The sequence below is a fragment of the Pseudomonas sp. D1-1 genome (assembly GCF_051132225.1).
Taxonomy (GTDB): Bacteria; Pseudomonadota; Gammaproteobacteria; order Pseudomonadales; family Pseudomonadaceae; genus Aquipseudomonas.
Genome location: NZ_CP071676.1, coordinates 4,371,088 through 4,392,980, shown reverse-complemented (window position 1 = coordinate 4,392,980; position 21,893 = coordinate 4,371,088). Strand labels below are relative to the sequence as shown.

Annotated in this window: 20 protein-coding genes; 10 read left to right on the top strand and 10 right to left on the bottom strand. The window is 63.0% G+C overall.

The annotated features are described in order from the left end of the window. Positions 1 to 179 precede the first annotated feature (179 nt). Complete coding sequence (locus J3P86_RS19630) at positions 180 to 1,178, bottom strand: AraC family transcriptional regulator (RefSeq protein WP_434629020.1); 999 nt, start codon at positions 1,176 to 1,178, stop codon at positions 180 to 182. Between the two features lie 334 nt (positions 1,179 to 1,512). Between J3P86_RS19630 and J3P86_RS19625 the strand changes: the two genes are divergently transcribed. Further along, a complete protein-coding gene (locus tag J3P86_RS19625) occupies positions 1,513 to 2,865 on the top strand; it encodes a dicarboxylate/amino acid:cation symporter (protein WP_305499392.1) in 1,353 nt (450 codons plus the stop codon). Between the two features lie 306 nt (positions 2,866 to 3,171). Next, entirely contained in the window at positions 3,172 to 4,347 is a 1,176-nt protein-coding gene (locus tag J3P86_RS19620) for a CaiB/BaiF CoA transferase family protein (protein ID WP_434698671.1), read from the top strand. A gap of 121 nt (positions 4,348 to 4,468) precedes the next feature. Here the strand turns inward: J3P86_RS19620 and J3P86_RS19615 are convergent, their stop codons facing one another. Together J3P86_RS19615 and J3P86_RS19610 are read right to left on the bottom strand one after the other, a co-directional pair. Beyond that, entirely contained in the window at positions 4,469 to 4,963 is a 495-nt protein-coding gene (locus tag J3P86_RS19615; RefSeq protein ID WP_434656316.1) for a SprT family zinc-dependent metalloprotease, read from the bottom strand. A gap of 162 nt (positions 4,964 to 5,125) precedes the next feature. Further along, positions 5,126 to 5,728, bottom strand: a complete 603-nt coding sequence (locus J3P86_RS19610) for a Yip1 family protein (protein WP_305499396.1) — start codon at positions 5,726 to 5,728, stop codon at positions 5,126 to 5,128. A 431-nt stretch (positions 5,729 to 6,159) separates the two neighbouring features. Here J3P86_RS19610 and ttcA point away from each other — a divergent pair, with 431 nt between their 5' ends. Beyond that, positions 6,160 to 6,984 (top strand): tRNA 2-thiocytidine(32) synthetase TtcA, encoded by an 825-nt coding sequence (ttcA, locus tag J3P86_RS19605; protein WP_434572407.1) that lies wholly within the window; start codon positions 6,160 to 6,162, stop codon positions 6,982 to 6,984. A 68-nt stretch (positions 6,985 to 7,052) separates the two neighbouring features. Continuing rightward, a complete protein-coding gene (locus J3P86_RS19600) occupies positions 7,053 to 7,727 on the top strand; it encodes a DNA-3-methyladenine glycosylase I (protein ID WP_434698670.1) in 675 nt (224 codons plus the stop codon). A gap of 99 nt (positions 7,728 to 7,826) precedes the next feature. Here the strand turns inward: J3P86_RS19600 and J3P86_RS19595 are convergent, their stop codons facing one another. Genes J3P86_RS19595 through arsC form a run of 3 tightly spaced genes read right to left on the bottom strand, consistent with a single transcriptional unit; the run spans position 7,827 to position 9,200 of the window. After that, positions 7,827 to 8,252, bottom strand: a complete 426-nt coding sequence (locus J3P86_RS19595) for a DUF2069 domain-containing protein (protein ID WP_434698668.1) — start codon at positions 8,250 to 8,252, stop codon at positions 7,827 to 7,829. Continuing rightward, complete coding sequence (wrbA, locus tag J3P86_RS19590; protein ID WP_434698666.1) at positions 8,245 to 8,850, bottom strand: NAD(P)H:quinone oxidoreductase; 606 nt, start codon at positions 8,848 to 8,850, stop codon at positions 8,245 to 8,247. The genes J3P86_RS19595 and wrbA overlap by 8 nt, the downstream gene beginning before the upstream one ends. Further along, positions 8,847 to 9,200 carry an arsenate reductase (glutaredoxin) gene (arsC, locus tag J3P86_RS19585; protein WP_434697071.1) on the bottom strand — a complete coding sequence of 118 codons (354 nt, stop codon included), beginning with the start codon at positions 9,198 to 9,200 and terminating at the stop codon, positions 8,847 to 8,849. Before arsC ends, wrbA begins: the two co-directional genes overlap by 4 nt. Before the next feature lie 105 nt (positions 9,201 to 9,305). On the opposite strand from arsC, the gene J3P86_RS19580 reads away from it, so the two are divergent. Then, the gene (locus J3P86_RS19580) at positions 9,306 to 9,773 is read left to right on the top strand and encodes a TlpA family protein disulfide reductase (RefSeq protein ID WP_434629035.1); all 468 of its coding nucleotides are present in this window, start codon (positions 9,306 to 9,308) and stop codon (positions 9,771 to 9,773) included. Positions 9,774 to 9,848: 75 nt separating this feature from the next. Here the strand turns inward: J3P86_RS19580 and J3P86_RS19575 are convergent, their stop codons facing one another. From J3P86_RS19575 to J3P86_RS19560, 4 genes are all read right to left on the bottom strand, one after another. After that, the gene (locus tag J3P86_RS19575; protein ID WP_434698664.1) at positions 9,849 to 10,253 is read right to left on the bottom strand and encodes an META domain-containing protein; all 405 of its coding nucleotides are present in this window, start codon (positions 10,251 to 10,253) and stop codon (positions 9,849 to 9,851) included. Next, the gene (locus tag J3P86_RS19570) at positions 10,253 to 10,687 is read right to left on the bottom strand and encodes a hypothetical protein (protein ID WP_434572413.1); all 435 of its coding nucleotides are present in this window, start codon (positions 10,685 to 10,687) and stop codon (positions 10,253 to 10,255) included. Before J3P86_RS19570 ends, J3P86_RS19575 begins: the two co-directional genes overlap by 1 nt. 178 nt (positions 10,688 to 10,865) lie before the next feature. Further along, positions 10,866 to 11,855 (bottom strand): 2-hydroxyacid dehydrogenase, encoded by a 990-nt coding sequence (locus J3P86_RS19565; RefSeq protein WP_434629041.1) that lies wholly within the window; start codon positions 11,853 to 11,855, stop codon positions 10,866 to 10,868. 66 nt (positions 11,856 to 11,921) lie between these two features. Next, a complete protein-coding gene (locus J3P86_RS19560) occupies positions 11,922 to 14,672 on the bottom strand; it encodes a response regulator (protein WP_434697074.1) in 2,751 nt (916 codons plus the stop codon). A 215-nt stretch (positions 14,673 to 14,887) separates the two neighbouring features. Between J3P86_RS19560 and J3P86_RS19555 the strand changes: the two genes are divergently transcribed. From J3P86_RS19555 to relA, 5 genes are all read left to right on the top strand, one after another. Then, positions 14,888 to 15,610 carry a response regulator transcription factor gene (locus J3P86_RS19555; RefSeq protein WP_434697075.1) on the top strand — a complete coding sequence of 241 codons (723 nt, stop codon included), beginning with the start codon at positions 14,888 to 14,890 and terminating at the stop codon, positions 15,608 to 15,610. Continuing rightward, complete coding sequence (locus J3P86_RS19550) at positions 15,597 to 17,018, top strand: histidine kinase sensor domain-containing protein (protein ID WP_434698663.1); 1,422 nt, start codon at positions 15,597 to 15,599, stop codon at positions 17,016 to 17,018. The genes J3P86_RS19555 and J3P86_RS19550 overlap by 14 nt, the downstream gene beginning before the upstream one ends. 186 nt (positions 17,019 to 17,204) lie before the next feature. Continuing rightward, positions 17,205 to 18,107, top strand: a complete 903-nt coding sequence (gene cysM, locus J3P86_RS19545) for a cysteine synthase CysM (RefSeq protein ID WP_305499413.1) — start codon at positions 17,205 to 17,207, stop codon at positions 18,105 to 18,107. Further along, complete coding sequence (gene rlmD / locus J3P86_RS19540; protein WP_434698662.1) at positions 18,107 to 19,477, top strand: 23S rRNA (uracil(1939)-C(5))-methyltransferase RlmD; 1,371 nt, start codon at positions 18,107 to 18,109, stop codon at positions 19,475 to 19,477. The genes cysM and rlmD overlap by 1 nt, the downstream gene beginning before the upstream one ends. A 101-nt stretch (positions 19,478 to 19,578) precedes the next feature. Next, positions 19,579 to 21,825 carry a GTP diphosphokinase gene (gene relA, locus J3P86_RS19535; protein WP_434601575.1) on the top strand — a complete coding sequence of 749 codons (2,247 nt, stop codon included), beginning with the start codon at positions 19,579 to 19,581 and terminating at the stop codon, positions 21,823 to 21,825. The last annotated feature ends 68 nt before the right edge of the window (positions 21,826 to 21,893 follow it).

The following is a 21,893-nucleotide window of genomic DNA, read 5'->3' as shown; positions in this document are numbered from 1 at the left end:
TTTTCGGTGTGTTTGCCGGCCCCTGTGGCGAGGGGATTTATCCCCGCTGGGCTGCGTAGCAGCCCCCCAAACAGACAACTCGGTGTGTCAGGTAGATTGAGTCACTGCTTTAGGGCTGCTGCGCAGCCCAACGGGGATAAATCCCCTCGCCACGGGGGCAGCACATTCGATGTCACCACTCAGCTCTCCTGCTCCCGATAAGCCCCCGGCGTCACCCCCGTCCACTTCTTGAACGCCCGATGAAACGCCGACGGTTCGGAGAACCCCAGCTGTTCGGCGATCTGCTGCAACGACAGGTCCGCGCGGCCCAGGTGGTAGATGGCGATATCCCGCCGCAACTGATCCTTGAGCTCCTGGAAGCTGGTGCCTTCCTCGCGCAGATGCCGGCGCAGGGTCTGCGAGCTGATATGCAGATGCGCAGCGACCGTGTCCAGGTCCGGCCAGCGCGCCGTGTCGCGGCTGAGCAGGCGCCGCAATTGGCTGGTGAGGCTGTGGCCATCGTCCGGGCGCGAGAGCAGGTCGGCGGGGGAGCGTTCGAGAAAGTGCTTGAGGGTTCGCTCGTCCTGCAGCAACGGCATTTCCAGGTAGCGGGCATGGAATAACAAGCTGCTGCTTCGCGCCTCGAAGACCAAGGGGCAGGAGAACAGCAAGTCGTACTCCGCGCCGTGGCTTGGCCTGGCATAGCTGAACGTCGCTTGTTCCAGGCCGATCCGCTGGCCGATCAGCCAACTGCCGAGGCGATGCCAGATGACCAGCAGGCTTTCGGCCAGGAAGTGGTCGGGATCACGCAGTGTCGACTCGTCCAGGCTCAGCCTTACCCGTTCGCCTTCAGCTTCGAGGGTCAGGCTCGGGGCGTCGGGGAACAGGCTGTAGAACAACAGGCCGCGCTGCAGCGCCTTGCCCAGCGTCCGACAGTGGATCAACGTGTGGCACATCATGGCGAACGTCCCGGGTTTACTCGGTGCCCGGCCAAATCCCAGGTATTCGTCCGCCAATGCGACCCACAGCGCCTGCAACAGGCGGGCGAATTGCTCGGGGGCGATTCGCGCGCGCGGCTCGTCCAGCAGCTCCGGGCTGATCCCCAGTTGCTGCAGCAGGGGAACGTAGTCGAACCCCTGGCGACGCGCGCCACCCAGGGCGGCGCGGGCGAAGTGGCTGGCGATGGTGCGTTGGCGCATGGCACAAATCCGTCCGTTGAGCGGACGAATGGTAACAGGGCGTCTGGGCTCGACAAGGCGGATATCCGCCAAATCCAGGAACGTGACGCGGGAGGTTGGCGGAAAACCGCCAAGTTTGGGCGTGCGTTTAATTTCCAGGTAAGAAGCAAACGCCGTCTGCCCCGGCACTTGTAGGACGTTTCGTAAAAATGGCACGGGCCTTGCGATGCCATACACAGGTCTGCCGCGTGCAGCCGACAAAAAACAAATCCCTCCAGTGCAGGAGGGTTCGCAATTGAGGTGTCGTGGACAACAGGTGGATGTTGTCACACGGGACTCTTGAGGAAGGTTTGCCATGACGACTCGTCAGCCACTGTACAAATCCCTGTATTTCCAGGTGATCGTAGCCATTGCCATCGGCATTCTGCTCGGCCACTTCTACCCGCAGACCGGCGTTGCCCTCAAGCCGTTCGGTGACGGGTTCATCAAACTGATCAAGATGGTCATCGCACCGATCATTTTCTGTACCGTCGTCAGCGGCATCGGCGGCATGCAGAATATGAAATCGGTCGGCAAGACCGGCGGCTATGCACTGCTCTATTTCGAAATCGTTTCCACCATTGCCCTGCTGATCGGCCTGGTCGTGGTCAACGTCGTGCAGCCGGGCAACGGCATGCACATCGACGTGTCGACCCTGGACACCAGCAAGATCGCCGGCTTCATCAATGCCGGTAAAGACCAGAGCATCGTTGCCTTCATCCTCAACGTGATCCCGAACACCATCGTCGGCGCCTTCGCCAACGGCGACATCCTGCAAGTGCTGATGTTCTCGGTGCTCTTCGGTTTCGCCCTGCATCGCCTGGGTGCCTACGGCAAGCCGGTGCTGGACTTCATCGACCGCTTCGCCCACGTCATGTTCATCATCATCAACATGATCATGAAGCTCGCGCCGATCGGTGCGTTCGGTGCCATGGCCTTCACCATCGGCGCCTACGGTGTCGGTTCGCTGGTGCAACTGGGCCAGTTGATGATCTGCTTCTACATCACCTGCGTGGTGTTCGTGCTGGTGGTGCTGGGCGCCATCTGCCGCGCCCACGGCTTCAGCGTGATCAAGCTGATCCGCTACATCCGTGAAGAACTGCTGATCGTGCTGGGCACCTCCTCGTCGGAATCGGCCCTGCCACGCATGCTGATCAAGATGGAGCGCCTGGGTGCCAAGAAGTCCGTGGTGGGCCTGGTGATCCCGACTGGCTACTCGTTCAACCTCGACGGTACCTCGATCTACCTGACCATGGCTGCGGTGTTTATTGCCCAGGCCACCGACACCCCGATGGACATCACGCATCAGATCACCCTGTTGCTGGTCCTGCTGCTGTCCTCCAAAGGTGCTGCCGGCGTAACCGGTAGCGGCTTCATCGTACTGGCGGCCACCCTGTCGGCCGTGGGCCACCTGCCGGTTGCCGGCCTGGCGTTGATCCTCGGCATCGACCGCTTCATGTCCGAAGCTCGTGCGCTGACCAACCTGGTCGGTAACGCCGTTGCTACCATCGTGGTTGCCAAGTGGGTCAAGGAACTGGACGAAGACCAGTTGCAGACCGAACTGGCTTCCGGTGGTCGCGGTATCTCCGACGTGCGTGAAGATGACGAGCAGATCGCTCAAGCGCAGATTGTCGCGGCTGAATCCGCTGCTCCAGGCGCTGTGAAGTAAGCTTCAGGCTGCAACGAAAAACCCGCTTCGGCGGGTTTTTTGTTGCGCCGCATTCTCCAGGTGAGGCGCTTTTGTGGCGAGGGAGCTTGCTCCCGCTGGACTGCGCAGCAGTCCCCCTGCGTATGACCTGAAGCTATGCGGTGGCAGATAGATCCTGGGGCTGCTTCGCAACCCAGCGGGAGCAAGCTCCCTCGCCACGACAGCCCTCGCGCTGAGCGGATTTGTCAGCCCGAACGACACCCCCGGTAATTGCCCCATCGCCAGCCCCTGCCTAGTCTTGAACGCACCATTAAGCGGAGATCGCCCATGCAAGGCCCACTGGCATCGCTCAAGGTTCTGGATTTTTCCACCCTGCTGCCCGGCCCGTTCGCCTCGTTGTTGCTGGCGGACATGGGCGCCGAGGTGCTGCGCATCGAATCGCCGGAGCGTCCTGACCTGCTGCGGATATTGCCGCCCCACGACCAGGACACCTCGGCCAGTCATGCCTACCTCAACCGCAACAAGCGCAGCCTGGCCCTGGACCTCAAGCAACCGGCGGCACTGGAGATCATCAAACGGTTGCTGGACGACCATGACATTCTGCTGGAGCAGTTCCGCCCCGGCGTGATGGAGCGGCTGGGCCTGGGTTACGAAGCCTTGGAGGCGATCAATCCCCGGCTGATCTACGTGTCGATCACCGGTTATGGCCAGACCGGCCCGTTCAAGGATCGCGCCGGCCACGACATCAACTACCTGGCCCTGGCCGGGCTGGCGAGCCACACCGGTCGGGCCGACAGCGGGCCGCTGCCGCTGGGCATCCAGGCGGCGGACATCGCCGGCGGTTCGCTGCACGGGGTGATCGGCCTGCTGGCGGCGGTCATTGCCCGCCAGCAGAGCGGGCAGGGCCAGCACCTGGACGTGAGCATGACCGACTGCGTCTTCAGCCTGAACGCACTGGCCGGCGCCGGTTACCTGGCCTGCGGTGTGAAACCGGGGTGGGAAAACCATGCGTTGAACGGTGGCAGTTTTTATGATTACTACCGCACGCGGGATGGTCGCTGGATGTCGGTGGGCAGTCTCGAGCCAGGGTTCATGCAGGCACTGTGCGCGGCCTTGGGGCGGCCGGAGCTCGCCGCCCAAGGCCTGGCGCCCGAGCAGCAGCAGCGGCTCAAAGAGCAATTGCGCGCCGAATTCGAGAAGCGCGATTTTGCTGACCTTTGCGCGCTATTCGCCGAGGTGGATGCCTGCGTCGAACCAGTGCTGGAGCTGGACGAAGCGCTTGAGCATCCGCAGTTGAAGGCCAGGCATCTGGTCACCCAGGTGCCCCGTGGCGACGGGTCGAGCCAGGCGCAAATGGCGTGCCCGTTGAAGTTTTCCGAAGGCTTGCCCGAGCCTCGGCATATAGGCGCGAGGCTGGGGGCGCATACGGAGCAGGTGTTGCGGGAGTTGGGGTTCAGTGATGAGCGGATTGCCCGGCTGCGGGATGACGGGGTGGTTGTGTAGCGTGCTTTCTGGCCTCATCGCGAGCAAGCTCGCTCCCACAATGGATCTGCGGCGTTCACAAAATCCCCTGTGGGAGCGAGCTTGCTCGCGATGAGGCCGGCCAAGACACGACTAATCCAGGCTACTCGACTCGCGTTTCTCCACTGAACACCAACGTATTGCGACAACTTCGGCACAAGTACCGCCGCCCCTGGCGGACCAGGCTGTGGCGCTGTGCGGTAAAGGGGAAGTCGCTGCCGTCGCACGGGCACTTGTAGATGTAGCGGGTGGCGGTGCGACGTTTTATCTCGTAGGTGTGGCAACGGTTGGGCGGCAGTTCGTAGACCCCGCGCATGATCAGTTGCCATTCCTCGCCATGGGCCTGGATGCGGTCGCCAAACAACTGATGGGCGATCAGGTGCGCGACTTCGTGGGCAACGGTCTGCTTGAGGAAGTCGTCGGCGTTTTCCCGGTACAGCTGGGGATTGAAACGCAGCAGGTTTTCATGAAGGTGCGCGACACCGGCCTTCTGGCCGCGCAACTTGAGGCTGACCACCGGGCGTTTGAAAGGACGTTTGAAAAAGGATTCGGCTTGTTGGTAACACTCTTCGACGCGGGTATTGAGTTGCTCGAGCATGCTTTACGGGTCTCCAGAAAGCCGAGTATGCCGCAAGCGCTGGCCGTTGCGAATCGCCCAGCTGCCCAGCGGTCGTTTCGCCGGCCCCAGGCACAGGAAGGCCGCCTTGCGGCGGCCAGTGTTGGCAGATCGTCTTTTTTCTCGGAGGGCTAGTGCAAGCCTTCAGTTGGTATAGACCGGACCCACGCCCAATCCCCAGACAATGACCGTGAACGCCATGATGGCGACCAGCACGACCAGGCCGACGGCCAGCACCGAGCTGGAAAACAGGAAGCCTTCGTCCTGCGGGATGTTCATGAACGTCGGCAAACCCACGTACAGCAGGTAGACCGTGTAGCAGATCGCCGCGGTGCCGACGATCATCCCCAGCCACATGTGCGGGTAGAGCGCTGCCAGCCCGCCAATGAACAACGGCGTCGCGGTGTAGGTAGCGAACGCGACACAACGGGCCAGGCTCGGGTTGGCGTCATAGGTGCGAGCCATCCAGTGGATGAACGCGCCCATCACCGCCACGCCGCCCAACATCGCGAGGTACGACATGATGGTCATCCACAGCGCGCTTTCCAGGGTGAGCATGACCGGTGGACGATTGCCGATGACCCATCCCACCTGCGTGGTGCCGATGAACGCCGACACCGCGGGGATAGCCGCGAGGATCAGCGTGTGGGTGAGGTACATGTGGCTGATGCTTTCCTCCTGATCGCCACGGATTTCCTTCCATTCTTGATCAGGGTGGGTAAAGAGCCCCACGACATGATGGATCATAGTCAGTCACTCCTTTGTTATTGCCATCGCCCCCCAACGGAGCGCCTACGGGCCAAAGGGCCGGGTAAGTAAAGGTCTGTAAGTGTGTGCGACCTTATGCCGCAGTATAGAAAGGAGTGACCGCCAAGGGGATGGGCGGCTTAGAGCAAATCGCGCTGTAGGCCGTGGTGCTAATCGCCGATGGGTCTGTGACCCTTGCGTCTGGCTGACAGGGATTTACTTGTGGCGAGGGGATTTATCCCCGCTGGGCTGCGCAGCAGCCCCTTTTGTCAGGTCTGGCACAGTACGGTGTACAGGCGGATTAGGGGGCGCTTCGCACCCCAGCGGGGATAAATCCCCTCGCCACAATAGCGTCCGTCATCAGTCTTCGCCGACGGCGGATTTTTTGCGTAAAATGCCGGCCTTTCGTCACACCTCACGGATTTCGCGTCATGGGCACTCTCACGGTCAACCAGAACAAACTGCAAAAGCGCCTGCGCCGCCTGGCCGGTGAGGCCGTCGCCGATTTCAACATGATCGAGGATGGCGACAAGGTCATGGTCTGCCTGTCCGGCGGCAAGGACAGCTACACCTTGCTCGACGTGCTGATGCATCTGCAGAAAGTTGCGCCGATCAAGTTCGACATCGTTGCCGTGAACATGGACCAGAAGCAGCCGGGCTTTCCCGAGCACGTGCTGCCGGCTTACCTCGAATCGTTGGGCGTTGAATATCACATCGTCGAGAAAGACACCTATTCGGTGGTCAAGGAACTGATCCCCGAAGGCAAGACCACCTGTTCGCTGTGCTCGCGCCTGCGCCGTGGAACGCTCTATACCTTCGCTGACCAGATCGGCGCGACCAAGATGGCCCTGGGTCACCACCGCGACGATATCGTCGAGACCTTCTTCCTCAACATGTTCTACAACGGCTCGCTCAAGGCCATGCCGCCCAAGCTGCGCGCCGACGACGGGCGCAACGTGGTGATCCGTCCGCTGGCCTATTGCAGCGAGAAGGACATCCAGGCCTATTCGGATTTCAAGCAGTTCCCGATCATTCCCTGCAACCTGTGCGGCTCCCAGGAAAACCTGCAACGCCAGGTGGTCAAGGAGATGCTCCAGGAATGGGAGCGCAAGACCCCGGGCCGTACCGAGAGCATTTTCCGGGGCCTGCAAAACGTCATTCCGTCGCAACTGGCGGACCGCAACCTGTTCGATTTCGCCAGCCTGCGCATCGACGAAAGCGCCACGCCGCGGTTCGTCAATGTGGTGAATCTCTGACGGTCCCAGCGATAGCTATTCACGGCGCTTGCGAGCGCCGTTTTTTATTTCCGACCTCAGGAGAGGGCATGCGCGATTACAAGTGGCTGCACGAGTATTGTCTGAACCGCTTCGGTTCGGCGGCTGAATTGGAAGCCCACCTGCCTGTACCCAAGACCCCGGCGCAACTGCGCAAGATCAGCGATGATCGCTACCTCTCGACCATGGCGCTGCGGGTGTTTCGCGCCGGGCTCAAGCACAGCCTGGTCGATGCGAAATGGCCGGCGTTCGAAGAGGTGTTTTTCAGGTTCGACCCGGAAAAGGTCGTGCTGATGAGTGCCGAGCACCTGGAGCGGCTGATGCAGGATGCACGGATCATCCGCCACCTGGGCAAGCTCAACAGCGTGCCGCGCAACGCGCAGCTGGTGCTGGATGTGGCCCATGAAAAGGGCAGCTTCGGTGCGATGATCGCCGATTGGCCGGTGACCGATATCGTCGGCTTGTGGATCTACCTGAAAAAACACGGCCATCAGTTGGGCGGCCTGTCGGCGCCGCGTTTCCTGCGGATGATGGGCAAGGATACGTTCGTGCCCAGCTATGACGTCGTGGCGGCGCTCAATGCCCAGGACCTCATCGATAAAGTCCCGACCAGCCTGCGGGACCTGGCTACCGTGCAGAATGCGTTCAACCAGTGGCATGAAGAGAGTGGCGGGCGGCCGCTGAGCCAGATCTCGATGATGCTGGCTTATACCGTGAATCATTGAAACCGAGTTGCGGCCATCGCGAGCAAGCTCGCTCCCACAGGGGATTTCTGAACGCCGCAGATCCAGTGTGGGAGCGAGCTTGCTCGCGATGGCGGTCTATCAGGCGACGGAGATATCGCCCTCGCCAGCCAACCGCCGGTTCAACTGGAAACGCCAGCGCACATATAGCAATGCCGAGCAGAACAGCGCCACGCTCGCCGCCATCTCCAGCACGCCGAACCATTGCCGGTTCGGATCGTAGGCCGCCAGCGCGCCCTTGATGAAATACAGGTTCACCACGAAGCACATCCACGAATGCCCGCGCGCGCTGCCGCTGAGCATGCCTGGCGCGAGTATCAGCAACGGCACCAGTTCGATCAGCAGAATCACCCAGGGGCGCGCGCCGTGCAGGTCGGCGATCAGCAGGTAATACCCGCTGAGCAGCCCCACCAGGCCGAAAAAGCACAACAGGCTGAGGTTACGGGCGATGTGCACACGCGGCTCCAGCCACTCGACCGGCGGCAGGATCTTCGGCTTCTTAGCCACGGCCGTTCTCCAGCAACAAAGCGGTTTTTGCCAGGCGCAGGCCCAACGCGCGGCACAGGGCGACTTCGTGTTCATTCAGGCCGCTTTTACCGTCGGCGCCGGCGTGGTGGCTCGGGCCGTAGGGTGTGCCGCCGCCCTGGGTGTCGATCAGGGCCGACTCGCTGTAGGGCAGGCCGGTGATCAGCATGCCGTGGTGCAGCAGTGGCAGCATCATCGACAACAACGTGGTTTCCTGGCCGCCATGCAGGCTCGCGGTGGAGGTGAACACCCCGGCCGGCTTGCCCACCAGGGCGCCGGTCAGCCACAGGTTGCTGGTGCCGTCGAGGAAGTATTTGAGCGGCGCGGCCATGTTGCCAAAGCGGGTCGGACTGCCCAGGGCCAGGCCGGCGCAGTTCTTCAGATCATCGAGGTTGGCGTAGAGCGGGCCCTGTTCGGGGATATCCGGCGCCACCGCCTCGCACTCGGTGGAGATCGCCGGCACCGTGCGCAACCTGGCTTCCAGTCCGGCCTGCTCGACGCCGCGAGCGATCTGGCGGGCCATTTCGTTGGTAGAGCCACTGCGGCTGTAATACAGCACCAGGATATAGGGCGTGCTCACGGCAGGATCTCCAGGATTTTCTCCGGTGGGCGACCGATCACCGCTTTGTCGCCGACTTCGAGAATCGGCCGTTCCATCAGTTTCGGGTGGGCGGCGATGGCGGCGATCAACTGCGCCTGGCTCAGGCTTTCGTCAGCCAGGTCCATGGTCTTGTATTCATCTTCGCCGGTGCGCAACAACTGGCGTGCCTCAATGCCGAGCTTGCCCAGCAGCCGCTCCAGCTGCGCAGCGTCCAGCGGAGTTTCGAGGTAGCGGACCACGGTTGGCGCCAGGCCACGGGCTTGCAACAGTTCCAGCGCACCGCGGGATTTCGAGCAGCGCGGGTTGTGATAAAGCGTCAGATCAGTCATGAGCGGGTCGCATCTTGCGTAAGGTGGCGGCTATTCTACTGTGCTGCGAGGCCCCTAGCACCTGATGGGTCGCGCAGCTGTTCACATTCAGACAAGGATCGGCACATGGCAAGGCGATTGGCGGCGGCACTGACATTCATCGGCTTTTTATTGCTCGGCGGCTGCGGCAACGATTACGGCGTGGACCAGAACGGTCAGCCGATTGCCGCGCAGCGGCTGGACAACCAATGGCTGGTGCTCAACTACTGGGCCGAGTGGTGCGCGCCGTGTCGCACTGAAATCCCCGAATTTAATGCCTTGGCCGAACAGCTCAAGGGACGCAACGTAGGTGTCTTCGGGGTCAACTTCGATCAGGTGCAAGGCGAAGAACTCAAGAGTGCCAGCGAGAAGCTGGGCATCCGCTTCACCGTACTGGCCCGGGATCCGGCCGAGTTCTTTGATGTCCCGCGCAGCGAAGGCCTGCCGGTGACGTACATCATCGACACCCAGGGCAAGGTGCGTGAACAATTGCTGGGAGAGCAGACGGCGGCGGCGGTGATGGCCAGGCTGGAGGCGTTGCAAGCGCTAAAATAGCCTGATTGGGAATAGGCACTTTGTGGCGAGGGGATAAATCCCCTCGCCACAGGCAGAAGCTGGTTGACCTGGGCCTCAACCCTCTTCCAACCACCACCGCAACGGCTTGCCCTGGGCCGGCCAGAAACGGGTCTGGCCCGTGGGCGATACGTCCCAGCGCTCGACCTTCTCCAGCGCCTGCAAGAAACGCGTCTCTTGCTCCATCAACGCCGGGGCGCAGAGTTTGCGGGTGCTGCCGATCTTGCCGAAACTCAAGCGGTCGCTTTCCAGAGTGTAGGGCGCAAACCAGTGGTTGCAGCCGGCATTGCCGTAGGCACGGCCATCGTCGTCGAGGGTGATGGTCAGGTGGCTGTAGTCCATCAACGGCCGCTCGCCGATCCATTCGAGGATGTAGCTGCGGTTGGGTTGCAGTTGCACCGGATCGGCGGCGCAGCCCATCAGGCCGGCGCCCATCAGCGTGGCCAGGACCAGATGTTTCATCAGGCGGCTTCCTGGCATTTCGGGCACCGGTGTTTCTCCCCGTCGGTCGTCCAGCCCAGCTCGGCAATGCGTGCGCTGGCGGCCGGTTTCTGGGCCTTGGTGCCGAGCTTGGCATCGACGGCGAACTCGAAGCTCAGTTCCTTGGCGCATTGGTCGCACTTGACCTGCCAGGTGTGGATCGCCAGTTCACCGAACACCGGACCGGTGGTCATGGCGGTCCATTGGCCGATCGGCTTGAGCAGATGGCGAACGGTGTCGACGGTCAGGCGCATGGAAAGATCCTTGCTGCCCTTGAGGGTGACGAGCAATACATCGTTGGCCTGGATCGAGCCGCCATTGCCGGTGACCTGGTAACGGCCCGGCGCCAGGGCGCGGACCTCGGTCAAGGTGTGCTGCGGGTTCATCAGGGTGTAGCGAAAATCGTGTTCGGCCATGGGTCCTCCAGATAGGCGCGACATGCTAGCACGGGGGCTGGCTTGGGCATCGCCTACAAGCAGGGCGGGCCGACGAAATCCCCCTGTGGGAGCGAGCCTGCTCGCGAAAGCGGCGCCTCAGTCGATCGATGTGTGGCTGACACACCGTCTTCGCGAGCAGGCTCGCTCCCCACAGGGGTCAGCCATCCACCAGGTTCTGCGGAGCGCCAGCCGCCCAGGCGGCAATGTTGTCGAGGGTGGTGGTGGCAATCGCGGCCAGTGCTTCGCGAGTCAGGAACGCCTGGTGTGCGGTCACCACGACATTGGGAAAGGTCAGCAGCCGCGCGAGCACGTCGTCCTGCAACGGCAGGTCGGAGCGGTCCTCGAAGAACAATTCGGCCTCTTCCTCGTAGACATCCAGCCCCAGGTAACCCAGCTGGCCGCTTTTCAGCGCTTCGATCAGTGCCGGCGTATCCACCAGGCCGCCGCGTCCGGTGTTGATCAGCATGGCGCCGCGTTGCAGGGTTGCCAGGGAATGAGCATTGATCAGGTGTCGGCTCTGGTCGTTGAGCGGGCAGTGCAGGCTGATGATCTGCGCCTGCGCCAGCAGATCGGCCAGAGGCAGGTAGCGGGCCCCCAAGGCTTCGACCTGAGGGTTGGGGAACGGGTCGTAGGCCAGCAACTGGCAACCGAAACCGGCCATGATCCGGGCGAAGGTCGCGCCGATCTGTCCTGTGCCGACCACGCCCACGGTCTTGCCCACCAGGTCGAAGCCAGTCAACCCATTCAGGCTGAAATTGCCGTCCCGGGTGCGGTTGCAGGCGCGGTGCAGGCAGCGGTTCAAGGCCATGATCAATGCCACCGCATGTTCAGCCACCGCATGGGGCGAGTAGGCCGGCACCCGGGCGATGCTCAGCCCCAGACGCTTGGCGGCGGGCAGGTCGACATGGTTGAAGCCGGCCGAGCGCAGGGCAATCAGCCGGGTGCCGCCGGCCGCGAGTCGTTCCAGCACTGGCGCGCTCAGGTCGTCGTTGATGAAGGCGCACACCACCTCGCACCGTTCGGCCAGGGCCACGGTGTCGAGGCTCAGGCGTGCCGGCTGGAATTGCAATTCAAGGCCGGCGGGTACGGCGGCCTTGCTGAAACTGTCACGATCGTAGGTCTGGCTGCTGAATAGAATTGCACGCATGGCGGCCTCCTGGCGCTGGGATGAACCGAGCTTAACAACCATTGTGCCGGTGACCATTGCGCTGGGTCAGGCGCTGATGCGCGCCTCGCTGGCCAGCCTGTGGATGGCACGGTCCAGGTCTTCCAGAGCCGCGGCAGCCCGCGGGTCTTGCTGCTTGAGCAAGGTTTCGCTGCGCTGGCAGGCCGCGCGCAGTTGCGGTACGCCGCAATAGCGCGTGGCCCCGTGCAGGCGGTGGACCCGTTCGATCAGGGCGTTGTGGTCGTTGGCCTCGCTGGCCTGGCGGATCGCTTCGCGGTCGGCTTCAAGGGACGCGAGCAACATCGCCAGCATGTCCGCCGCCAGGTCGGCCTTGCCGGCGGCCAGGCGCAGGCCTTCCTCGTGGTCGAGCACCAGCAGCTCGCTGCTGCCTTGGGCATCAGCGCCCCGATCCGGGGTCTGGTTGCGCAGCGCCAGGCCGGTCCACTTGAGTACGACCTGGGCCAATTGCCGCTCGCTGATAGGCTTGGTCAGGTAGTCGTCCATGCCGCTTTGCAACAGGGCGCGCTTCTCGTTGGCCATGGCGTGGGCGGTGAGGGCGACGATCGGCAGTGGCGTGCAATGCCGCTCGCTTTCCCATTGGCGGATCGCTTCGGTGCTCTGGCGGCCATCCATGCCGGGCATTTGTACGTCCATCAGGACCAGGTCGAAGGTTTCCTTCTGCACGGCCTTGACCGCCGCGTAACCACTTTCCACCGCCAGCACCCGGGCGCCCATGTCTTCGAGCAGGGTCTGCACCAGCAGCAGGTTGGCCGGGTTGTCGTCCACGCACAACACTTTTGGCGCGCGGCTGGCCACCGGTTCATTGGGTTCGTTGCGGGTCGGGCGCGGGTTGACCAGGTCGGAAAGCGACCGGCGCAGCTTGCGGGTGCAGGCCGGCTTGGCCTGCAATTGACTGTGGGGGTTGGGCACCGAGAGATGAAACAGCGTCTGTTCGGTAGTGGGGCACAGCACCAGCACCTTGCAGCCCAAGTGCTCGAGGTCCCAGATGTGTTGGTTGAGACGCTCCGGCGGCATGTCGTTGCTGGTGATGCCGAGTACGGCCAGGTTAATCGCCTGATCCGTCTGGTGGGCGACGGTGACGCCGTTGGTCAGGTTTTCCAGGGTATTGAACGCCGTCACCTGCAAACCGCAGTCCTCCAACTGGTGCTGCAAGGCCTGGCGGGCCAGCTCGTGATTTTCCAGAACCGCCACGCGGCGCCCCAGCAGCGGCGGGCCGGGCAGGTCTTCGGCGTCGTCACGGGTCTTGGGCAGGCGCAGGCTGATCCAGAACTCCGAGCCTTCGCCCGGCGTGCTGTCGACGCCGATCTCACCGCCCATCTGTTCCACCAGTCGCTTGGAAATCACCAGGCCCAGACCGGTCCCGCCGGGCTGCCGGGACAAGGAGTTGTCGGCCTGGCTGAAGGCCTGGAACAGCGCCCGCACGTCCTGGCTGGACAGGCCGATGCCGGTGTCCTGGATGCTGATGCGCAACTGCACGCTGTCTTCGTGCTCATCTTCGAGCATGGCGCGGGCGACGATGGTGCCTTCACGGGTGAACTTGATGGCGTTGCTCACCAGGTTGGTGAGGATCTGCTTGAGCCGCAGCGGGTCACCCACCAGCGACAACGGCGTGTCGCGGTAGACCAGGCTCACCAGCTCCAGCTGTTTGGCGTGGGCGGCGGGGGCGAGGATGGTCAGGGTGTCCTGCAGCAGGTCCCGCAAGTTGAAGGGGATGCTGTCGAGCACCAGCTTGCCGGCCTCGATCTTCGAGAAGTCGAGAATCTCGTTGATGATGCCGAGCAGGCTGTCGGCGGATTTTTCAATGGTGCCCAGGTAGTCGAGCTGGCGCGGGGTCAGCTCGCTTTTCTGCAATAAATGGGTGAAACCGAGGATGCCGTTGAGCGGCGTGCGGATTTCATGGCTCATGTTCGCGAGGAATTCGGACTTGATCCGGCTCGCTTCGAGCGCTTCCTTGCGGGCCAGGTCCAGTTCGATGTTCTGGATCTCGATGGTTTCCAGGTTCTGGCGCACGTCTTCGGTGGCCTGGTCGATGCTGTGCTGCAATTCTTCCTGGGCATTCTGCAAGGTGCCGGCCATGCGATTGATACCCGACGCCAGCTCATCCAGCTCCTGGCTGCCCAACGGTGGCAGGCGGGTTTCCAGATGCCCGTCCTTGAGCTGCGCCACGGCCTGCTTGATCTGGCTCAGCGGTCGATTGATGGTGCGGCCCATGCGCAGGGCCAGCAGCGCGGTGCAACCCAGGCCGGCGGCGATCAGCAACAGGCTGGCGAACAGGCTGCGGTAACCGCGCAGCAACATGCCGCTGTGGGACAGCTCCAGCTCGACCCAGCCCAGCAGGCGATCGGCTTCTTCGGGAATCAGTTCGCCAGCCAGGTTGCGATGCTTGCCGAACACCGGCAGCAGATAGCGTGTGGCATCGTTGCCGGTGCGTTGCAGCAGTTGGCTGCTGTTGCCCTCCGGCGCCCGGTTGAGCATGGTCGGGCCGGCATGGGCGAGCGGTGTGCGGTCGGGTGCGAGGAAGGTCACCGCGCGAACGTCGGCTTGCTCGAGGGACTGGGTGGCGACGCGTTCCAGCAGCTCGATGTCCTGGCGGCTCATGGCCGGAGCGACCAGCGGGGCCAGTTGTTCGGCGATCATTTCACCGCGTTGCAGCAACTGGGCGTGCAGGTCCGATTGCTGCATCCAGGTGAAATAACCGCCCAGGACCAGCGCCATCAAGGTGGTCGGCAGTAGGGTGAGCAGCAGCACACGGCCTTTGATTCCCAGTTTCTTGAGCACACCTGTCTCCTGCATCCAGCGGTCCGATTGAGCTTTGCGCGCATCCGGCGCGCAACATCTGCGCAGTGTAGCGATTTGCAGGCGAGCCTTCTTCGTAAAATTCATGTCCTCGCGCATCCCGACCGACTGGCCATCTGCCGTGGCGATACACGGCGGTTGCCTGTCGGGAGCCGATCTTGAATAATCGTTCAACTGAGAATTGTTTGCAGATACTGATGAATCCCATCCCCGCTGTACCGCCGCGCATCCTTGCCATCGAAGACGACCCCGTGCTGGGTGCTTATGTCCATGAGCACCTGGCCCGCAACGGCTTCGAAGTGACCTGGTGCCAGAACGGCCAGGATGGCCTGGACATCGCCTGCCGGCAGGCTTTCGACGTGGTGCTGATGGACATCCTGCTGCCCGGGCTGGATGGCCTCGCGGTGCTGACCCGTTTGCGCCTGAGTCATTCGACCCCGGTGTTGCTGATGTCTGCCCTCGGCGCGGAAGCGGATCGCATCAGCGGCTTTCGCCTCGGCGCCGACGATTACCTGCCCAAACCGTTCAGCATGGCGGAGTTGCGTGTGCGCATCGAGGCCATCCTGCGCCGAGTGGCGCTGGATCGGCGCCCGGCTCAAATGATGACTCTGCCCCAGGCGCAGGACCTGGACTTTGATGAGCAGCGCAGTGATGTACAGGTCCAGGGCCAATGGGCAGGGCTGACGCGCAGCGAATACCGTTTGCTCGACGTCCTGCACCGCAGTGACAGTGAAGTCCTGAGCAAAGCCTTCCTCTATCAGCATGTTTTGCAGCGCGGCTATGCACCACATGATCGCAGCCTGGACATGCATGTCAGCCAGATCCGCCGCAAGCTCAAGTCTATCGGCTACACCGCGCGGGAGCTGCGCACGGTGTGGGGCAAGGGCTACGTGTTGAGTGCCGTCGATGAAGTGGTCTGATCTGCCTGGGCGGAACTCGTTGTTCTGGAAACTGGCATGCCTGCTGGTGGCGTTCTGTCTGCTGATGATTTGGCTGAGCTGGTCCTGGGGCCGTTATATGGAGGAGCGCAACCAGTTTCTCTCGGACCAGGCCCGCGGCACCCTCACGCGTTACGCCGCCGAGGCCGAGCACGCCTGGCGTTCCGGCCGACAGGCGGGGGTGGACCGCTGGTTGCAAGGCATGCAGCCGCGCGAGGCAAGCTGGGTGGGGGTGATCGGCCCCGACCTGCAATCGTTGAGCGGGCAGCCGTTGACCGAGAAAGAGGTCGAGCGGCTGACCTTCCTCCGTGGTCTGGATTGGCCGATCCACAAGAAGGGCCGACCGTGGCTGCGGGTGCCGTTCCCCGGCGACCCGTCCGTCGGCAGCCTGGTGATCGAACTGCCCGAGCGTTTCCTGCCGGGGCAGTACCAGTTGTTCTGGCGCGTGATGACCAACGGCGTGATCCCCGGACTGTTCACCCTGTTGCTCTGTGTCGGGCTGTATCGCCTGCTGGTGGTGCCGCTCAATCAACTGCGCGAACAGGCCAATGCCTGGCGGGCCGATCAGTTGGGCGTGCGCCTGTCCAGCCGCACCACCGAACGTGCCGATGAACTGGGCGAGCTGGGACGGGCGTTCGATCACATGTCCGAGCGGTTGCAATCGACCGTCGCGCTGCAACAACAGCTGCTCCGCGACCTGTCCCATGAGCTGCGCACACCGCTGAGTCGCCTGCAAGTCGCCAGCGACAGCGAGCAGGACCTGGACCAACTGCGCGAGCGCGTCGCCCGGGAAGTCGAAGGCATGCAGCGATTAATCGAGGACACCCTGCAACTGGCCTGGCTCGACACCGAACGCGCGCCATTGCCGGTCGAGGCGATCCAGGTCCAGGCCTTGTGGGAAATGCTCACGGAAAATGCCTGTTACGAAAGCGGCTGGCCCAGCGCTCAACTGCAATGCGCGGTCGATGCCGATTGCTGGGTCCAAGGCAACCTCAATACCTTGGCGCAAGCTTTGGAAAACATCCTGCGCAACGCCATCCGGCACTCGCCGCCCGGCGGCGTGGTGCGGCTGGACGGTCGACGTGAGGGCGGTTTCTGGCTGCTGTGGCTTGAAGACGAAGGCGGTGGGGTGGCCGAGCAGGATCTTGAGCGTATCTTCGATCCGTTCACCCGTCTCGATGGCTCTCGCCCGGGAGACGGCGGTTTCGGGCTGGGGCTGAGCATTGCCCGTAATGCGCTGGCGCGCCAGGGTGGGCGGCTGTGGGCGCAGAACGGCAGGAAGGGCTTGCGGTTGAACCTGCGTCTGGTCGCCACTCAAGCAGCCACCGCCCCCGTGGCGAGGGAGCTTGCTCCCGCTGGCGCGCGCAGCGGCCCCCTGCAACCTGCCTGACACACCACAAAACCCGAATTGGGGCGACTTCGTCACCCGGCGGGAGCAAGCTCCCTCGCCACGTGAGTGCGTTTGGGCTGGAGCTGCTTATTCCCATAAGCCATAACCACCACACTTTGCGTGATATGGCCTCGCCGGGTTTGCCGGTATGATAGGCGCCCCCGCAGCCCGGATTGCGAATACGCCATGACTTTGCAGTACCCAACCATCGCCGATTGCGTCGGCAACACCCCGCTGGTTCGCTTGCAGCGCCTGCCTGGCGCGACCAGCAATACGCTTTTGCTCAAGCTCGAAGGCAACAACCCGGCGGGTTCGGTCAAGGACCGGCCGGCGCTGTCGATGATCACCCGTGGCGAATTGCGCGGGCAGATCCGCCCGGGCGACACGCTGATCGAGGCGACCTCCGGGAACACCGGCATCGCCCTGGCGATGGCGGCGGCGATCAAGGGCTACAAGATGATCCTGATCATGCCCGACAACTCCAGCGCCGAGCGCAAGGCGGCGATGACGGCCTATGGCGCCGAGCTGATCCTGGTGACCCAGGAAGAGGGCATGGAAGGCGCCCGTGACCTGGCCGAGCGCATGCAGGCCGAAGGCCGGGGCAAGGTGCTCGATCAGTTCGCCAACGGCGACAATCCAGAAGCCCACTACACCACCACCGGCCCGGAGATCTGGCGCCAGACCGATGGCACGATCAGCCATTTCGTCAGCTCGATGGGCACCACCGGCACCATCATGGGTACTTCTCGCTACCTGAAAGAACAGAACCCGAACGTGCAGATCATCGGCCTGCAACCGATGGAAGGCTCGGCCATCCCCGGCATTCGCCGCTGGCCCGAGGAATATCTGCCGAAGATCTACCAGGCCGATCGCGTGGATCGCATCATCGACATGGCCCAGAGCGAAGCCGAAGACGTGACCCGTCGCCTGGCCCGTGAAGAAGGTATTTTCTGCGGCGTGTCGTCGGGCGGTGCCGTGGCGGGCATGCTGCGTTTGTCGAAGGAAGTGGAAAATGCAGTGATCGTCGCGATCATCTGCGACCGTGGCGACCGTTACCTGTCGACCGGCATCTTCGACGCGCCCAACTGATGGCCAAACAAGAAAGAGGCTTGCGCTTCCAGCCCAGCGGCGGAAGCCGGGCCCCGCAAGTGCCCACCGGCAAGAAGCAGCGCCTGACCATTGAACGCCTGGCCAACGATGGCCGGGGCATTGCGTTTGTCGACGGGCGGACCTGGTTTGTCATCGGCGCCCTGGCTGGTGAAGAGGTCGAGGCGCGGGTGCTCGGTACCCACGGCAAAGTGGTCGAGGCCCGCACCGAACGGGTGTTTTCCTCCAGCGAACTGCGTCGTGCAGCGCCCTGCGTGCATGCCGGTCGCTGCGGCGGTTGCAGCGTCCAGCATTTGCCCCATGGCGAACAGCTTGCCCTGAAACAGCGCATGCTCGCCGAGCAACTGTCGCGGGTGGCCGGTGTCGAGCCGGATGAGTGGGCCGCGCCGTTGAGCGGACCGGAGTTCGGCTACCGACGTCGCGCTCGGGTGGCGGTGCGTTGGGATCAGAAAGCAAAATATCTTGAAGTGGGTTTCCGTGCCGTCGGCACCCAGGACATCGTAGCCATCGACGCATGTCCGGTGCTGGTACAGCCCTTGCAGCCGATCATGAGTCGCCTGCCGGAAATGCTCCGTCGCTTGGGCAAACCCCAGGCGCTCGGCCATGTCGAGTTGTTCGCCGGCTCGTCCCTGGCGTTATTGCTGCGGCATATGGCGCCGTTGTCGGAAGCCGACCTGACGATCCTCAAGGATTTCTGCGCGTTCCATGAAGCCCAGTTGTGGCTGCATGGCGAAGGCGAGCCGCAACCGGTCGATCCGGGCCAGGCCCTGGGTTATCGCCTGGAAAGCTGGGACCTGGAACTGGCTTACCGGCCGGGGGATTTCATTCAGGTGAACGCCGCCGTCAACGAGGCGATGGTCGCCCAGGCGCTGCAATGGCTGGCGCCTCGACCCGATGAGCGCGTGCTTGACCTGTTCTGTGGCCTGGGCAACTTTGCCTTGCCGCTGGCCAGGCAGGTGCGCGAGGTCGTGGCGGTGGAGGGCGTGCAGACCATGGTCGAGCGCGCGGCGGCGAACGCCCTCAGCAACAATTTGCATAACACTGCTTTTTTTCAGGCCGATTTATCCCAGCCTTTGGCGGGTGCCGAGTGGATCGGCGAAGGCTTTTCTGCGGTACTCTTGGACCCACCCCGTGATGGTGCTTTCGAGGTGGTGCGCAAGCTGGCCTCGCTGGGTGCCAGGCGGCTGGTTTATGTGTCGTGCAACCCGGCAACTTTGGCCCGGGACACGGTCGAATTGATCAAGCAGGGCTACCGGTTAAAACGTGCCGGGATTCTCGATATGTTTCCTCAGACGGCGCATGTCGAGGCCATGGCGTTATTTGAAGCGAGCCAGGATGGCTTGTCCGACTGACCCGTTCGTGCCGACCCGCCACAGCCCTGGGCGGAAACACGGGCAACGAAGGTCAGCGATGTGGACGCATTGAATCTGCGTCATAGGGAAGGTAAGTAAAGATGGTACAGGTGAGAGCACACCAGCCGATCAACACCGACGGCAGTATCAATCTCGAGGCTTGGCTCGATCACGCGGTCAGTATCGATCCGGCACTGGATCGCGAAGCCTTGAAGCAAGCCTGCGAGTTCGCTCGCGAGGCAGAACAGCAACACAACGCGGCGAAGAACCTGTGGTCCGAAGGCACCTCGAGTTTCCAGACGGGCCTTGAGATCGCCGAAATCCTCGCCGACCTCAAGCTCGACCAGGACTCGCTGGTCGCCGCGGTGCTGTACCGCGGCGTGCGTGAAGGGCAGATCCAGCTGCCGATGGTCAACCAGCGTTTCGGCACCGTGGTCGCCAAGCTGATCGACGGCGTGTTGCGCATGGCGGCCATCAGCGCCAGCCTCAGCCCGCGCCAGTCCATGGTTCTGGGCACCCAGGGCCAGGTGGAAAACCTGCGCAAGATGCTTGTGGCCATGGTCGACGACGTGCGTGTCGCGCTGATCAAGCTGGCCGAGCGCACCTGCGCGATCCGCGCCGTGAAATCCGCCGACGATGAAAAACGCAACCGTGTCGCCCGTGAGGTGTTCGACATCTACGCGCCGCTGGCCCACCGTCTCGGTATCGGTCACATCAAGTGGGAGCTGGAGGACTTGTCCTTCCGCTACCTGGAGCCTGACCAATACAAGCAGATCGCCAAGCTGTTGCATGAACGACGGCTGGATCGCGAGCGCTTCATCACCGATGTCATGACTCAGTTGCGTGAGGAATTGCAGGCCACCGGCGTGGAAGCCGATATCAGTGGCCGGGCCAAGCACATCTATTCGATCTGGCGCAAAATGCAGCGCAAAGGCCTCGAATTCAGCCAGATCTACGACGTTCGCGCCGTGCGCGTGCTGGTTCCGGAAATGCGCGATTGCTACACCGCGCTGGGGATCGTCCATACCTTGTGGCGGCACATTCCCAAGGAATTCGACGACTACATCGCCAACCCGAAGGAAAACGGCTACCGCTCGCTGCACACCGCGGTCATCGGCCCGGAAGGCAAGGTGCTGGAGGTGCAGATCCGCACCCATGCCATGCACGAAGAAGCCGAGCTGGGGGTTTGTGCCCACTGGAAATACAAGGGCACCGACGTCAAGTCCGGGTCCAACCATTACGAAGAGAAAATCTCCTGGCTGCGCCAGGTGCTGGAATGGCACGAGGAACTGGGTGACATCGGCGGCCTGGCGGAACAGCTGCGGGTCGACATCGAGCCGGACCGGGTCTACATCTTCACTCCCGACGGCCACGCCATCGACTTGCCCAAGGGCTCGACGCCGCTGGACTTCGCCTACCGGGTGCACACCGAGATCGGTCACAACTGCCGTGGCGCCAAGATCAACGGGCGGATCGTGCCGCTCAACTACAGCCTGCAGACCGGCGAGCAGGTGGAGATCATCACTAGCAAGCACGGCACGCCGAGCCGCGACTGGCTGAACCCGAACCTGGGCTACATCACCACTTCGCGCGCGCGGGCGAAAATCGTCCATTGGTTCAAGTTGCAGGCCCGTGACCAGAACGTCGCCGCCGGCAAGACCCTGCTCGAGCGCGAGCTGAGTCGCCTGGGCCTGCCGCAGGTGGATTTCGACAAGCTGGCTGAAAAAGCCAATATGAAGACCGCCGAGGACATGTTCGCCGCCCTTGGCGCCGGCGACCTGCGCCTGGCGCAACTGGTCAACCTCGCCCAGCAACTGGTTGAGCCGGAACGCGGCAACGAGCAACTGGAACTGATCCCGCGCAAGGCCACCGGCTACAAGCCCGGCAAGCGCGGCGATATCCAGATCCAGGGCGTGGGCAACCTGATGACCCAGATGGCGGGCTGCTGCCAGCCGCTGCCGGGGGATGCGATCGTTGGCTACATCACCCAGGGCCGTGGCGTGAGCATTCACCGCCAGGATTGCGCCTCGGTGCTGCAACTGGCCGGTCGCGAACCGGAGCGGATCATCCAGGTCAGTTGGGGCCCGGTGCCGGTGCTCACCTACCCGGTGGACATCATCATCCGCGCCTACGACCGTTCCGGCCTGCTGCGTGACGTGTCCCAGGTGCTGCTCAACGAGCGGATCAACGTGCTGGCGGTCAACACCCGCTCGAACAAGGAGGACAACACCGCGCTGATGTCCCTGACCATCGAGATTCCGGGGCTGGATGCACTGGGGCGGTTGCTGGGGCGGATTTCCCAGTTGCCGAACATCATCGAGACCCGGCGTAATCGGACACCGGGCTAAAGGTCAGGCACAGACCAAAAATGTGAGAGCGAGCCTGCTCGCGAAGGCGGTGTGTCAGCTGGTATGTT